The organism is Pseudomonas syringae group sp. 26L6 (assembly GCF_032587815.1).
GTDB classification, from domain to species: Bacteria; Pseudomonadota; Gammaproteobacteria; order Pseudomonadales; family Pseudomonadaceae; genus Aquipseudomonas; species Aquipseudomonas amygdali.
This window is the reverse complement of record NZ_JAWHPJ010000020.1, coordinates 333,577-346,113: the sequence shown is the minus strand read 5'-3', so window position 1 is coordinate 346,113 and position 12,537 is coordinate 333,577. Positions and strand designations below refer to the sequence as shown.

Here is a 12,537-nt window from a genome sequence, read left to right as displayed (position 1 = left end):
ATGATTCTTTATATTATTTAATAATGAATATCATTTCTAAAATAGGCTGCGGTCATGGGGTCTGTTCTGCACGAGCTGTCTTATCTGGAAAACTGGCGTGGATTGAGTCTGCGGATTCGTTGCGCCCTTGAGCCCGACGAGCCTCGGCTGATCGAGCATTACCTCGCCGAAGGGCGCTATCTGGCGCGTTTTACCGCCACGCCCCAGCCGATGATTGCCGAAACCACTTTCCGTCTTTTGATAGACACCGCACGCGATACGGCATTGCCGTGGCACTGGCGCTGCCTGTGTCTGGATCAGGCCTGGCGTCCGCTGCGTGATTTACAGGCAATCGCCTCCACGCCTGCGCGGCGTCAGCGCTGGCAAGCCTGTGTTCATCAACTGGCGACCTGCGTGCTACAGCCCTCGATTTCCCTCTCTGAACTGGTGCAAGGACATTGCGATGAGTAATACCCGTATCGAACGCGACAGCATGGGCCAGCTACAGGTCCCGGCCGAGGCCCTTTACGGCGCGCAGACTCAGCGTGCGGTGGAAAACTTTCCGATCAGTCATCAACGTATGCCGCGGCAATTCATTCGTGCCCTGTTGCTGGCCAAGGCGGCTGCAGCGCAGGCGAACCTGGAGCTGGAGCAGATCAGCGAAGGGCAGAGCAGGGCGATTGTCAGTGCCGTGAAAGACCTGCTGGCCAGTGACTACATGGCGCATTTTCCGGTCGATATCTTTCAGACCGGTTCCGGCACCAGTACCAACATGAACGCCAACGAGGTGATCGCCACGCTGGCCACGCGTGTGCTGGGCGAAGAGGTCAACCCCAATGACCACGTCAACTGCGGGCAGAGCAGCAACGACATCATCCCGACCACGATTCATGTGAGCGCTGCACTGGCTCTGCACGAACAACTGCTGCCTGCGCTGGCCCATCTGGTGCAAGTGACCGAACACAAAGCCGAGCAGGTCCATGCCTTCGTCAAGACTGGTCGTACGCATCTGATGGACGCCATGCCCGTGCGCATGAGCCAGGTGCTCAACGGCTGGTCACAGCAGATTCGCGCCAACGTCGAGCATCTGCAAGGTCTCCAGCCGAGCCTTCAGTCACTGGCACAGGGCGGCACCGCAGTCGGTACCGGGATCAACGCGCATCCTGAGTTTTCGGCTCGTTTCAGTCGTCAGTTGAGCACGTTGACCGGTGTGCAATTCGCACCTGGCAAGAACCTGTTCGCGTTGATCGGTTCGCAGGACACCGCGGTCGCGGTATCCGGCCAGCTCAAAGCCACGGCGGTGTCGCTGATGAAAATAGCCAACGACCTGCGCTGGATGAATTCGGGGCCACTGGCAGGGCTGGGTGAGATCGAGCTGGAGGCTTTGCAGCCGGGCTCATCGATCATGCCGGGCAAGGTCAACCCGGTCATTCCGGAAGCCACCGCCATGGTTGCCGCGCAGGTGATTGGCAACGACGCGACGATTACCGTGGCGGGGCAGTCTGGCAACTTCGAACTTAACGTGATGCTGCCGATCATCGCCCAGAACCTGCTCAGCAGCATCGAGCTGCTGGCCAATTCCAGTCGGCTGCTGGCTGACAAAGCGATTGCGAGCTTCAAGGTCAATGAATCCAAGCTCAAGGAAGCGCTGTCGCGTAATCCGATTCTGGTGACGGCCCTCAACCCGATCATTGGCTATCAGAAAGCCGCCGAAATTGCCAAGACCGCTTACAAGCAGGGCCGTCCGGTCATTGACGTCGCCCTTGAGCACACTGATTTGCAACGTAGCGAACTGGAAGTGTTGCTCAACCCTGAAAAACTCACCGCTGGCGGTATTTGATTCCAGCCAGCCAATGTCCCCTGGAGGTATGACCATGCAGCATTGGAAACGCACTATCGAGCAGGCCAATCGCTGTTTCAATCTGGGCGAGTGGGTGGAAGCCCGCGAGCTTTACCTTCAGGCGCTGGCGTTGGCGCAAGTGCTGTTCGAGCGTTGGGCGGATGTCGACGAGGCCGTCGCGGCCTGTGTGATTTCTCACCACAACCTGGCGGACCTGCACCTGAGCCTCGGTCAGCCTGAGGAAAGCGCTGAATACCTGTGTGCCATTCATCAACATCTTTTGCGGACCATGCAGGATCAGCGTCTTCCTCCGGCGCTCCGTGAGGCAGCCTTGCGCCACAGCAGCAAAACCTACGCCGAGTTGCTGAGCTTTATCAGTGAACACGGCGAATACCCGCGCACTCATCGGTTGTTGAACAGCAGCAGCGAGCACACGCGCTCATCGTTGCAGCGCCACTCGGCAGCCACTTCCGGACTTTTCTACGGAGCACATTGAAATGCCTTATACCTTGCCTGCACTGCCTTACGCATACGATGCCCTGGAGCCGCACATCGATGCGCAAACCATGGAGATCCATTACACCAAGCATCACCAGACCTACATCAACAACCTTAATGCTGCGATCGAAGGCACCGAGTTTGCTGACTGGTCCGTCGAGAAGCTGGTGGCCAGCATCAAGCAGTTGCCTGAAAACCTGCGTCCGGCGGTCATCAACCAGGGTGGCGGTCACGCGAATCATTCGTTGTTCTGGGAGGTGATGGTGCCAGGCGGAGGCGGTTTGCCCAAAGGCGCTGTCGCTTTGGCCATCGACGAGCAGCTGGGTGGCTATGACAGCTTCAAGGAAGCGTTTACCAAAGCCGCATTGACCCGTTTCGGCAGCGGCTGGGCATGGCTGAGCGTCACCCCTGGCAAAAAGCTGGTGGTTGAAAGCAGCGGTAATCAGGACAGCCCGTTGATGAATGGCAATACGCCGATTCTGGGTCTGGATGTATGGGAGCACGCTTACTACCTGCGCTATCAGAACCGTCGCCCCGAATACATCAACGCGTTCTACAACGTGATCAATTGGGATGAAGTGTCTCGACGTTATCAGGCCGCTCTGGCCTGACTCCCGTAACCGGGCTCAAGGCAGCTTATGCGCTCAGGAATATTCGCTCTCAGCGGTGTGCGGTTGTTGCGGCTCGTCGTAGGCACCGGGCTGCTGTTGGCAGGTATGGCGTTACTGATTGCTCACGGTTTGAGCTGGTTGCGGATGCACTGCTGGTGACCTTGGAAGGGGCGTATTTGAGGGCTTACTCGCCCTCATCAAACTTGTTGTTGATCAGTTCAACCAGGCCATCGAGCGCTTCCTGCTCGAATTCGCCTTCGGTTTTCAGATGGATTTCGGTACCTTTGCCTGCCGCCAGCATCATCACGGCCATGATGCTTTTACCATCGACCATGGTCTGCTCAGAGCGGCCAACCCTGATCGTGCAAGGGAACTTGCCTGCGACGCCGACGAATTTGGCGGCAGCGCGGGCATGCAGGCCCAATTTGTTGATGATGGTGATTTGACGAGCGGGCATCGCAGTGAAAATCCTTTCAGCTAAGGTCGCGGTGGCGAACCTGAACGTTCTTGAGTGATTGTTGCAAGACCTGGCCGAGCCGTTCGGTCAGGTAGACGGAGCGGTGATGTCCGCCGGTGCAGCCGATGGCAATGGTAACGTAAGAACGGTTGCTGGCTGCAAACCGGGGCAACCATTTGTTCAGATAAGCGAAGATGTCCTGAAACATCTCTTCAACATCGGGTTGCACCGACAGGTAGTCGATAACCGGTTGTTCAAGCCCGGAATGGTCGCGCAGTTCAGGCTTCCAGTACGGGTTGGGCAGGCAGCGCACATCGAATACCAGATCTGCGTCGACGGGCATGCCACGCTTGAAACCAAAGGATTCGATCAGAAACGCAGTGCCTGGCTCGGGCTTGTTCAGCAGGCGAAGCTTGAGTGCGTCGCGCAACTGATAGAGGTTCAGGTGGGTGGTGTTGATTTTCAGGTCGGCCAGATCGATGATCGGGCCCAGCAGCGTTGTCTCGTCGCGTATCGCCTCGGCCAGCGAACGATCTGCCGTGCTCAAAGGATGACGACGCCTGGTTTCCGAGAAGCGTTTGAGAAGGGTTGCTTCATCCGCATCCAGGTAAAGCACGTCGCACTGGATGTTGCGTGAGCGGACTTCATCCAGCATTTGCGGAAAGCGGGTCAGGTGACTGGGCAGGTTTCGCGCATCGATGGACACCGCCAGCAAGGGCTCGGCCAGTTCAGTATTGATCAGCGCTCGCTCGGCCAGTTCCGGCAGCAGTCCGGCAGGCAGGTTGTCGACACAGTAAAAACCGTTGTCTTCCAGCACGTCGAGGGCTGTACTTTTACCCGAGCCGGAACGGCCGCTGACGATGATCATGCGCATGTTCAGTTTCCGTTCTGCACGTCCAGCACCACTTGATAAAGCGCTTCAGCACTTTCGGCACTGCGCAGGCGCTTACGCACATCTTTGTCATCAAGCATGCTGGCGATCTGGCGCAGTAACTCCAGGTGCTCATCGGTAGCAGCCTGCGGGACCAGCAATACAAACAGCAGGTCAACCGGCGCGCCATCGATGGCGTCGAAATCCACGGGGGTAGCGAGGTGCATGACTGCACTGACAGGCTCGCTGCAGTCAGCAAGGCGGCAATGAGGGATGGCAATGCCGTTGCCGAAACCGGTCGAACCCAGTTTTTCGCGGGCAACAAGACTTGCGAATACTGTGTCCCGAACCATGCCCGGTACTTCACGACCGATCAGGTTGGCAATTTCTTCGAGTACGCGCTTTTTACTGCCACCCGGCACGTTCACAAGGGAGCGGCCGGGGGTCAGGATATTTTCGATTCGGATCATTTAAATGGGCGTTAGCGAGCGGCCGCACCTTTGAGGATGCTTTGCTGCTTTTCCTTATGCTTGAGCAATTGTCGGTCTAGCTTGTCAGTGAGCAGGTCGATGGCAGCATACATATCGTCATGTTCAGCATTGGCAACGACCTCTCCACCATGGATGTGCAACGTGGCTTCGATCTTCTGCTTGAGCTTTTCGACCGTCATCGTGACCTGCACGTTGGTAATCTTGTCAAAATGCCCCTCGAGCTTTTTGAGCTTGAGCTCAACGTATTCACGAAGGGGTTTGGTCACTTCCAGTTGGTGTCCACTGATGTTGACTTGCATACAGCTTTCTCCTTTGCCAGTGCATAAAGAGACAGGCATGGCGCCTGTCTCTGGGACGCTGTGGCTGGGCCTGCATCACATCAGCCGCTTACGCTCACTGGAAGGCGCTATCCCGAGTGACTCGCGGTACTTGGCGACTGTGCGACGGGCTACTTGAATGCCTTGTGCCTCCAGTAAACCAGCGATCTTGCTATCACTCAACGGCTTTTTCTGATTTTCCGCCGCAACCAGTTTTTTGATGATTGCGCGAATTGCCGTGGACGAGCATTCACCGCCCTCGGAAGTGCTCACATGGCTCGAGAAGAAGTATTTCAGCTCGTAAATGCCGCGTGGCGTGTGCATGAACTTCTGGGTGGTCACGCGCGAGATGGTCGATTCATGCATGCCCACTGCCTCGGCAATGTCGTGCAGGACAAGCGGCTTCATCGCCTCGTCGCCGTATTCAAGAAAGCCGCGCTGATGTTCGACGATCTGGGTGGCGACCTTCATCAGTGTCTCGTTGCGGCTTTGCAGGCTCTTGATGAACCAGCGCGCCTCTTGCAACTGATTGCGCATGAAGGTGTTGTCCGCGCTGGTATCGGCCCGGCGTACAAAACCTGCGTATTGCGGATTGACGCGCAGGCGCGGTACGGACTCCTGATTGAGCTCGACCAGCCAGCGCTCGTTGTCCTTGCGCACGATTACATCGGGAATGACGTACTCGGCTTCTGTGGATTCGATTTGTGAGCCAGGGCGCGGGTTGAGGCTCTGGACCAGCTCGATGACCTGGCGCAGCTCGTCTTCCTTGAGCTTCATGCGCCGCATCAACTGGCCGTAATCGCGACTTCCCAGCAGGTCGATGTAGTCGGTGACCAACCGTTGCGCTTCCATCAGCCAAGGTGTTTTGGCTGGCAACTGGCGAAGCTGCAGGAGCAGGCATTCGCTCAGGTTCCGGGCGCCGATGCCTGCCGGCTCAAACTGCTGGATGCGGTGCAGTACGGCTTCGATTTCGTCGAGTTCGATGTCCAGCTCGGGATCGAAAGACTCGAGAATCTCATCGAGGGTTTCGTCCAGATAGCCCTGGTTGTTGATGCAGTCGATCAGCGTAACCGCCACCAGGCGGTCCTTGTCGGACATCGGGGCGACGTTCAATTGCCACAGCAGGTGGCTTTGCAGGCTTTCGCCTGCAGATGTGCGTGTGGTGAAGTCCCACTCGTCATCATCGTTGCTTGGCAGGCTGCTGGCGCTGGTCTGGTAGATGTCTTCCCATGCGGTATCGACGGGCAGTTCGTTGGGAATGCGCTCGTTCCATTCGCCGTCTTCAAGATTATCCACGGTAGGCGCGGATTCCTGATAGGTCGGTTCCTGAACGTCGGGGTTGGGCTTTTGTTCGATGTTGTCGGCAAGCGGGTCGGAGTTGTCGAAGTCGTCGCCTTCTTCCTGCCGTTCCAGCATGGGGTTCGATTCCAGCGCCTCCTGGATCTCCTGCTGGAGGTCCAGTGTGGAAAGCTGGAGTAAGCGGATTGCCTGTTGCAGCTGCGGTGTCATCGTCAGCTGCTGGCCCATTCTCAAGACTAGCGATGGTTTCATGGCAGGGGCTAAACACCTTATTCGCCGGCGCTCATGCGCCATCTACTACAGGCGCCTGAGCGCCAACTTAAGCAAATTATATGCCTGAAACCTGTACCTTTGCCTAGAGTGATATGACAAATAAAATATTGTCAACACACTGCACTGGCATCAATCGGCCGCTAAGCGCAAAGGGCAGTCGATTAAAGGCGGAATTCGTGGCCGAGGTAGACCTCTTTCACCAGTTGATTCGCCAGAATGGTCTCGGAATCGCCTTCTGCGATCAGCTGTCCATCGTTGACGATGTAGGCAGTTTCGCAGATGTCCAGCGTTTCACGGACGTTGTGGTCAGTGATCAGCACGCCGATACCCTTGGCCTTGAGGTGGTGAATGATCTGCTTGATATCACCTACCGAAATAGGGTCTACGCCTGCGAACGGTTCATCCAGCAGGATGAATTTCGGCGCAGTGGCCAGCGCGCGGGCAATTTCCACACGGCGGCGCTCGCCGCCCGACAGGCTCATGCCCAGGTTGTCGCGAATGTGGGTGATGTGAAACTCCTGCAAGAGGCTTTCGAGCTCCTTGCGGCGTGCTCCGGCATCGAGTTCCTTACGGGTCTCGAGAATCGCCATGATGTTGTCGGACACTGACAGCTTGCGGAAAATCGAGGCTTCCTGCGGCAGGTAGCCGATGCCGGCTCGGGCGCGACCGTGCATGGGTTGATGGCTGACATCCAGATCGTCAATCAGCACGCGACCCTGATCAGCCTGGACCAGACCTACGATCATGTAGAAGCAGGTGGTCTTGCCGGCACCGTTGGGGCCCAGCAGGCCGACGATCTGGCCGCTGTCGATGGAAATGCTCACATCGCGCACGACCTGCCGGCTTTTGTAGCTTTTAGCCAGATGCTGGGCTTTGAGCGTCGCCATTTACTGGGCCTTCTGAGGTTGGTCGGTTTTCTTTTTCGGCTGGATGACCATGTCGATACGCGGACGTGGTGTGGTCACCTTGGCACCGCCATTGGCCCGACCGGCGCTGACGACCTGTCTGACCGTGTCATAAACGATTTTCTCGCCTTCGGAAGTATTGCCATCATTGATGACCTTGGCCTTGTCAATGAGGACGATACGGTCCTGCCCGGCGTAGTACTGAATAGTGACGGCATAGGCCTGCACAATCGGTTTGTCTACGGCAGGCTTCTGCTCGTAATAGGCCAGATTGCCGACAGAGGTGAACACATCCACTTCGCCCTGGGCATTACGCGTGATCGTCACAGTGTTACCGGTGATCTTCATCGAGCCCTGGGTGATGATGACGTTGCCCTTGTAGGTTGCTACGCCTTTCTTGTCATCGAGCTGAGCATCGTCAGACTGGATGTGGATCGGCTGATCGCGGTCGGTTGGCAGGGACCAGGCGCTCGCGCTTCCCAGTGCTGCGCCCAGGCCGAGCAATAAAGGAAGAGTTTTAACGAGCCTCATACTGTCCTCTTACGTTGGACAGCAGGTCCATCCTGCTGTCTTTCAAATATGCTTTCATTCCCTTGGCCGTAGTCACACCGCCGGCGCCGTCGATTCTAACGTCTTGCTCGGTCTGCGCATATTGCTTCTGAGGGAATACGGTCATTCGACTGGTAGTGATAATAGTCGTACGTTGTTTTTCATCGGTACGCTCGACACGAACGGAATCGATCAGCTCGACCTGATCGCCGCCGGACGAAACTTCGCCTTTCTTGCTCTGTACGTGCCATGGAAACTCGCCACCGCGGTACATGTGCAGGTCGGGCGTGGTCAACAGGGTCACGTCAGTGGCTTTCACATGCTCCACCTTGTCGGAGGTCATGTCGTACTGAAGCGTGCCGTCGGGCAGGTACTGAACGCTGTGGGCGTTGATTGCATAGTAGTCGATGACCGTGTCGTCGACCGTCGACACCGGCTGATCCATAAAACTTTCCGGGCTGATGTTCCAGTAACCGACCGCTGCCAGCAGCAGCGCCAGTACCCCGAGCAGCAGGAACTTGCGAATTTTTTTAGTGAACATAATGGCTTCTATAAATAGACGGAGTGAGCCGCTTCAAGGTTGCCTTGCGCACTCAGAATCAGTTCGCAGAATTCGCGTGCCGCACCTTCGCCGCCCCGCGCTCTGGTTATTCCGTGTGCATGCTCGCGTACAAAACTCGCGGCATTGGCAACCGCCATGCCCAGACCGACGCGCCTGATGACTGGCAAGTCTGGCAGATCATCACCCAGATAGGCGACTTGTTCGTAACCAAGCTGGAGTTCTGCGAGCAGTTTGTCCAGTACTACCAACTTGTCTTCACGTCCCTGAAACAGGTGTCCAATGCCCAGGCTCTTTGCCCGGCGCTCGACTATCGCAGTCTTGCGGCCGCTGATAATGGCTGTTGTGACGCCTGAGGCTATCAGCATTTTTATGCCTTGGCCGTCGAGAGTGTTAAATGTCTTGATCTCGCTGCCATCTTCCATGAAGTAAAGGCGGCCGTCGGTCAGTACGCCATCGACGTCGAAAACGGCCAGCTTGATAGCCTTGCCGCGTTGCATGAGGTCCTGGGTCATCGTTTCGGTTTCCATTACATGACGCCTGCGCGCAAAAGATCCTGCAAGTTGAACGCGCCAACCGGCCGGTCGTACTGGTCTACGACAACAAGCGCACTGATTTTGTTGTCCTCCATGATTTTCAGCGCTTCGGCGGCCAGCATTTCTGCATGGGCCGTCTTGCCGTGAAGGGTCATGACTTCATCAATGATGGTCTGGCGAATATCGACGGGGCGGTCCAGCGTTCTGCGCAAATCGCCGTCGGTGAAGATACCGGCCAGTGTGCCGTCAGCTTCGACAATCGCGGTCATGCCCAGGCCCTTGCGGGTCATTTCCAGCAGCGCATCCCTGAGCAGCGTGCCGCGTTGAACGCTGGGCAGTGCGTCGCCGGAGTGCATGACATTCTCGACCTTGAGCAACAGGCGACGGCCCAGCGCGCCACCCGGATGGGAGAATGCAAAATCTTCGGCGGTGAAACCCCGTGCGTCCAGCAGCGCCACGGCCAGCGCGTCGCCCATGACCAGTGCCGCGGTGGTCGAAGAGGTCGGTGCCAGATTGAGCGGGCAGGCCTCATGCACGACGTGGGCGTTGAGATTGATATCGGCAGCCTTGGCCAGAATGGACTCGGGGTCGCCGGTCAGGCTGATCATCTTTATGCCCAGGCGCTTGATCAGCGGCAGCAGGGTCACGATCTCGTGGGTGCTGCCGGAGTTCGACAGGGCCAGGATGATGTCATCGCGGGTGATCATGCCCATGTCGCCATGACTGGCTTCAGCTGGATGCACGAAAAAAGAGGTAGTGCCCGTGCTCGCCAGTGTGGCGGCAATCTTGTTGCCGATGTGTCCGGACTTGCCCATGCCGACCACAACAACTCGGCCTTTGCTGGCGAGGATCATTTCGCACGCGCGCACGAAATCGCCGTCAAGACGTTCAAGCAAGCCTTGTATGGCTTCTATCTCAAGGCGAATGGTGCGTTGCGCCGATTGGATCAGGTCACTGGATTGGTTCATGTCTGGAAAGGGTCAGCCTGCTGAAAGGCGGCGATTATAGCGGTAATGAACGATTCCCTCACGTCTGATCGTCGTTGTGTTGTTTTTAAACGAATTTCCTACGCACTTGAGGGTCTGTATCCACGCCTGATGCCATAACATTGTGGTACAGAATAATTCAACGATTACCTGAACCGCTCGGTTCTCTTCTTGGGGGCGGGTGGCGGCGGTGGTATAGTTCGCGGCCTGTTCGGCGCGCCTGGACAGCTGGTCGGCCTCCAAGAACCGACGGCTGAGGGCGGAGGCTGTATCGCAAGGAGTTTAGATGAGTCCTGATGACGCCTATGCGGTCGAGTTGAAAGGTGTGTCTTTCAAACGCGGTACGCGCAGCATTTTCAATAACGTTGATATTCGTATTCCGCGGGGCAAGGTCACCGGGATCATGGGGCCGTCCGGTTGTGGCAAGACTACCTTGCTGCGCTTGATGGGGGCTCAGTTGCGTCCAAGCGAAGGGCAGGTGTGGGTCAATGGTCAGAACCTGCCTGAGCTGTCGCGCAGTGATCTGTTCGATGCTCGCAAGCAGATGGGCGTGTTGTTTCAGAGCGGAGCACTGTTTACCGATCTGGACGTTTTCGAAAACGTCGCTTTTCCCTTGCGCGTGCACACTGAACTGCCGGAAGAAATGATCCGCGACATCGTGCTGCTCAAGCTTCAGGCTGTGGGCCTGCGCGGTGCGGTCGAACTGATGCCCGATGAACTGTCGGGTGGTATGAAGCGTCGTGTCGCGCTGGCCCGGGCCATCGCTCTCGATCCGCAGATTCTCATGTATGACGAGCCCTTCGTAGGGCAGGACCCGATTGCGATGGGCGTGCTGGTACGCCTGATCCGCTTGCTCAACGACGCATTGGGCATCACCAGTATCGTGGTGTCCCATGACCTCAGCGAGACAGCGAGCATTGCCGACTATCTCTATGTAGTGGGTGACGGGCAGGTGCTGGGGCAGGGCACGCCTGAGGAACTGATGTCCTCGGACAACCCACGCATTCGTCAATTCATGACCGGCGAGCCTGATGGCCCTGTTCCGTTCCACTATCCGGCGCCGGATTTTCGCGAAGATCTATTGGGGAAGCGCTGATGCGCAATAAGTCACTGATGGACCGGGTACGCCTGTTGGGGCGTTCGGCCATTGATATTGTTACTGTTCTGGGTCGTTCCGGTCTGTTTCTGGTAAACGCCCTGCTTGGCCGCGGCGGTGCGGGCAGCAGTTTTCAACTGCTGGTGAGGCAGCTGTATTCGGTCGGTGTCATGTCGCTGGTCATCATCGTGGTGTCCGGCATGTTCATCGGCATGGTGCTGGCGCTGCAGGGCTTCAGCATTCTGACCAAGTACGGCTCCGAGCAGGCCGTTGGCCAGATGGTCGCACTGACCCTGCTGCGTGAGCTGGGGCCTGTGGTTACAGCCCTGCTGTTCGCCGGGCGTGCAGGTTCTGCGCTGACCGCCGAGATCGGCAACATGAAATCCACCGAGCAGCTGTCGAGCCTTGAGATGATCGGTGTCGATCCACTCAAGTACATCGTTGCGCCACGCCTGTGGGCAGGTTTCATCTCGATGCCGATTCTGGCGATGATTTTCAGTGTGGTCGGTATCTGGGGCGCTTCCTGGGTAGCGATCGATTGGCTGGGTGTCTATGACGGTTCTTTCTGGTCAAACATGCAGAACAGCGTTTCTTTCACGAACGATGTGCTCAATGGGGTGATCAAAAGCGTCGTATTTGCCTTCGTGGTGACATGGATTGCCGTTTTCCAGGGTTACGATTGCGAGCCTACTTCCGAGGGGATCAGTCGCGCGACGACCAGAACCGTCGTATACGCCTCGTTGGCCGTGCTGGGACTGGACTTTATTTTGACCGCTTTGATGTTTGGAGATTTCTGATGCAAAACCGTGCCATCGAAACCGGAGTCGGTCTGTTCCTGCTGGCGGGGATACTGGCTCTGCTCCTGCTGGCCCTGCGAGTCAGTGGTCTGAGCACGAGCGCGAGCACCGACACTTATAAACTTTATGCCTACTTCGACAATATTGCCGGTTTGACTGTCAGAGCCAAGGTAAGCATGGCTGGCGTCACGATCGGCAAGGTGACGGCGATCGATCTGGATCGCGATACCTTTACCGGTCGCGTCACGCTGGAGATTCAGAAGAAGGTCGATAACCTGCCTTCGGACTCGACTGCGTCGATTCTGACTGCCGGTTTGCTGGGTGAAAAATACATCGGTCTCAGCGTCGGTGGCGATGACAAGCTGCTCAAGGATGGCGGGACTATCCATGACACGCAGTCGTCGCTGGTGCTGGAAGACCTGATCGGAAAATTCCTGCTCAATACTGTTAGTAAAGACGCCAAGTGAGGAGCT

Annotated in this window: 17 protein-coding genes; 7 read left to right on the top strand and 10 right to left on the bottom strand. The window is 57.0% G+C overall.

The window, feature by feature from the left end:
* Positions 1–54 precede the first annotated feature (54 nt).
* From RYA97_RS12540 to RYA97_RS12525, 4 genes are read left to right on the top strand one after another with little or no spacing between them, the layout of a single operon-like run.
* Positions 55–450: a hypothetical protein gene (locus RYA97_RS12540; RefSeq protein ID WP_005744985.1), complete on the top strand. Its 396-nt coding sequence runs from the start codon at positions 55–57 to the stop codon at positions 448–450.
* Positions 443–1,819: a class II fumarate hydratase gene (locus tag RYA97_RS12535; protein WP_005744987.1), complete on the top strand. Its 1,377-nt coding sequence runs from the start codon at positions 443–445 to the stop codon at positions 1,817–1,819. The genes RYA97_RS12540 and RYA97_RS12535 overlap by 8 nt, the downstream gene beginning before the upstream one ends.
* A gap of 34 nt (positions 1,820–1,853) precedes the next feature.
* Complete coding sequence (locus RYA97_RS12530) at positions 1,854–2,315, top strand: tetratricopeptide repeat protein (RefSeq protein ID WP_005744988.1); 462 nt, start codon at positions 1,854–1,856, stop codon at positions 2,313–2,315.
* Between the two features lies 1 nt (position 2,316).
* Positions 2,317–2,928 (top strand): superoxide dismutase, encoded by a 612-nt coding sequence (locus RYA97_RS12525; RefSeq protein ID WP_005744989.1) that lies wholly within the window; start codon positions 2,317–2,319, stop codon positions 2,926–2,928.
* A 184-nt stretch (positions 2,929–3,112) separates the two neighbouring features.
* On the opposite strand, the gene RYA97_RS12520 is transcribed toward RYA97_RS12525, so the two are convergent.
* The 10 genes from RYA97_RS12520 to RYA97_RS12475 all read right to left on the bottom strand — a co-directional run bounded on the left by RYA97_RS12520 (position 3,113) and on the right by RYA97_RS12475 (position 10,153).
* Positions 3,113–3,385 (bottom strand): HPr family phosphocarrier protein, encoded by a 273-nt coding sequence (locus tag RYA97_RS12520; protein WP_002555094.1) that lies wholly within the window; start codon positions 3,383–3,385, stop codon positions 3,113–3,115.
* Positions 3,386–3,401: 16 nt separating this feature from the next.
* Positions 3,402–4,259 (bottom strand): RNase adapter RapZ, encoded by an 858-nt coding sequence (rapZ, locus tag RYA97_RS12515; protein WP_002555093.1) that lies wholly within the window; start codon positions 4,257–4,259, stop codon positions 3,402–3,404.
* 2 nt (positions 4,260–4,261) lie between these two features.
* Entirely contained in the window at positions 4,262–4,726 is a 465-nt protein-coding gene (gene ptsN / locus RYA97_RS12510) for a PTS IIA-like nitrogen regulatory protein PtsN (protein ID WP_005744990.1), read from the bottom strand.
* A gap of 11 nt (positions 4,727–4,737) precedes the next feature.
* Positions 4,738–5,046, bottom strand: a complete 309-nt coding sequence (gene hpf / locus RYA97_RS12505; RefSeq protein WP_002555091.1) for a ribosome hibernation-promoting factor, HPF/YfiA family — start codon at positions 5,044–5,046, stop codon at positions 4,738–4,740.
* 75 nt (positions 5,047–5,121) lie between these two features.
* Positions 5,122–6,615 carry an RNA polymerase factor sigma-54 gene (locus RYA97_RS12500; RefSeq protein ID WP_004656600.1) on the bottom strand — a complete coding sequence of 498 codons (1,494 nt, stop codon included), beginning with the start codon at positions 6,613–6,615 and terminating at the stop codon, positions 5,122–5,124.
* Between the two features lie 182 nt (positions 6,616–6,797).
* Positions 6,798–7,523 carry an LPS export ABC transporter ATP-binding protein gene (gene lptB, locus RYA97_RS12495; RefSeq protein ID WP_002555089.1) on the bottom strand — a complete coding sequence of 242 codons (726 nt, stop codon included), beginning with the start codon at positions 7,521–7,523 and terminating at the stop codon, positions 6,798–6,800.
* The gene (lptA, locus tag RYA97_RS12490) at positions 7,524–8,072 is read right to left on the bottom strand and encodes a lipopolysaccharide transport periplasmic protein LptA (protein ID WP_002555088.1); all 549 of its coding nucleotides are present in this window, start codon (positions 8,070–8,072) and stop codon (positions 7,524–7,526) included.
* Entirely contained in the window at positions 8,059–8,631 is a 573-nt protein-coding gene (gene lptC / locus RYA97_RS12485) for an LPS export ABC transporter periplasmic protein LptC (protein ID WP_002555087.1), read from the bottom strand. Before lptC ends, lptA begins: the two co-directional genes overlap by 14 nt.
* 8 nt (positions 8,632–8,639) lie before the next feature.
* The gene (locus RYA97_RS12480) at positions 8,640–9,179 is read right to left on the bottom strand and encodes an HAD family hydrolase (RefSeq protein ID WP_316892368.1); all 540 of its coding nucleotides are present in this window, start codon (positions 9,177–9,179) and stop codon (positions 8,640–8,642) included.
* On the bottom strand, positions 9,179–10,153 hold the full coding sequence (locus RYA97_RS12475) for a KpsF/GutQ family sugar-phosphate isomerase (RefSeq protein WP_002555085.1): 975 nt from the start codon (positions 10,151–10,153) through the stop codon (positions 9,179–9,181). Before RYA97_RS12475 ends, RYA97_RS12480 begins: the two co-directional genes overlap by 1 nt.
* Positions 10,154–10,457: 304 nt before the next feature.
* Between RYA97_RS12475 and RYA97_RS12470 the strand changes: the two genes are divergently transcribed.
* The 3 genes from RYA97_RS12470 to mlaD are packed head-to-tail and all read left to right on the top strand — an operon-like array spanning position 10,458 to position 12,531.
* A complete protein-coding gene (locus tag RYA97_RS12470; RefSeq protein ID WP_004656592.1) occupies positions 10,458–11,267 on the top strand; it encodes an ATP-binding cassette domain-containing protein in 810 nt (269 codons plus the stop codon).
* A complete protein-coding gene (gene mlaE / locus RYA97_RS12465) occupies positions 11,267–12,064 on the top strand; it encodes a lipid asymmetry maintenance ABC transporter permease subunit MlaE (RefSeq protein WP_005734541.1) in 798 nt (265 codons plus the stop codon). The genes RYA97_RS12470 and mlaE overlap by 1 nt, the downstream gene beginning before the upstream one ends.
* Positions 12,064–12,531, top strand: coding sequence for an outer membrane lipid asymmetry maintenance protein MlaD (gene mlaD, locus RYA97_RS12460; protein ID WP_003313587.1), 468 nt, complete (start codon positions 12,064–12,066; stop codon positions 12,529–12,531). The genes mlaE and mlaD overlap by 1 nt, the downstream gene beginning before the upstream one ends.
* Positions 12,532–12,537: the final 6 nt, after the last annotated feature.

Excerpts from the sequence above, each read along its gene's own strand:
- RYA97_RS12535 (WP_005744987.1), top strand. The coding sequence starts at position 443 with ATGAGTAATACCCGTATCGAACGCGACAGCATGGGCCAGCTACAGGTC.
- RYA97_RS12530 (WP_005744988.1), top strand. The coding sequence starts at position 1,854 with ATGCAGCATTGGAAACGCACTATCGAGCAGGCCAATCGCTGTTTCAAT.
- lptC (WP_002555087.1), bottom strand. The coding sequence starts at position 8,631 with ATGTTCACTAAAAAAATTCGCAAGTTCCTGCTGCTCGGGGTACTGGCG.
- lptB (WP_002555089.1), bottom strand. The coding sequence starts at position 7,523 with ATGGCGACGCTCAAAGCCCAGCATCTGGCTAAAAGCTACAAAAGCCGG.
- hpf (WP_002555091.1), bottom strand. The coding sequence starts at position 5,046 with ATGCAAGTCAACATCAGTGGACACCAACTGGAAGTGACCAAACCCCTT.
- ptsN (WP_005744990.1), bottom strand. The coding sequence starts at position 4,726 with ATGATCCGAATCGAAAATATCCTGACCCCCGGCCGCTCCCTTGTGAAC.
- lptA (WP_002555088.1), bottom strand. The coding sequence starts at position 8,072 with ATGAGGCTCGTTAAAACTCTTCCTTTATTGCTCGGCCTGGGCGCAGCA.
- RYA97_RS12480 (WP_316892368.1), bottom strand. The coding sequence starts at position 9,179 with ATGGAAACCGAAACGATGACCCAGGACCTCATGCAACGCGGCAAGGCT.
- rapZ (WP_002555093.1), bottom strand. The coding sequence starts at position 4,259 with ATGCGCATGATCATCGTCAGCGGCCGTTCCGGCTCGGGTAAAAGTACA.
- RYA97_RS12525 (WP_005744989.1), top strand. The coding sequence starts at position 2,317 with ATGCCTTATACCTTGCCTGCACTGCCTTACGCATACGATGCCCTGGAG.
- RYA97_RS12470 (WP_004656592.1), top strand. The coding sequence starts at position 10,458 with ATGAGTCCTGATGACGCCTATGCGGTCGAGTTGAAAGGTGTGTCTTTC.
- mlaE (WP_005734541.1), top strand. The coding sequence starts at position 11,267 with ATGCGCAATAAGTCACTGATGGACCGGGTACGCCTGTTGGGGCGTTCG.
- RYA97_RS12540 (WP_005744985.1), top strand. The coding sequence starts at position 55 with ATGGGGTCTGTTCTGCACGAGCTGTCTTATCTGGAAAACTGGCGTGGA.
- RYA97_RS12475 (WP_002555085.1), bottom strand. The coding sequence starts at position 10,153 with ATGAACCAATCCAGTGACCTGATCCAATCGGCGCAACGCACCATTCGC.
- mlaD (WP_003313587.1), top strand. The coding sequence starts at position 12,064 with ATGCAAAACCGTGCCATCGAAACCGGAGTCGGTCTGTTCCTGCTGGCG.
- RYA97_RS12520 (WP_002555094.1), bottom strand. The coding sequence starts at position 3,385 with ATGCCCGCTCGTCAAATCACCATCATCAACAAATTGGGCCTGCATGCC.
- RYA97_RS12500 (WP_004656600.1), bottom strand. The coding sequence starts at position 6,615 with ATGAAACCATCGCTAGTCTTGAGAATGGGCCAGCAGCTGACGATGACA.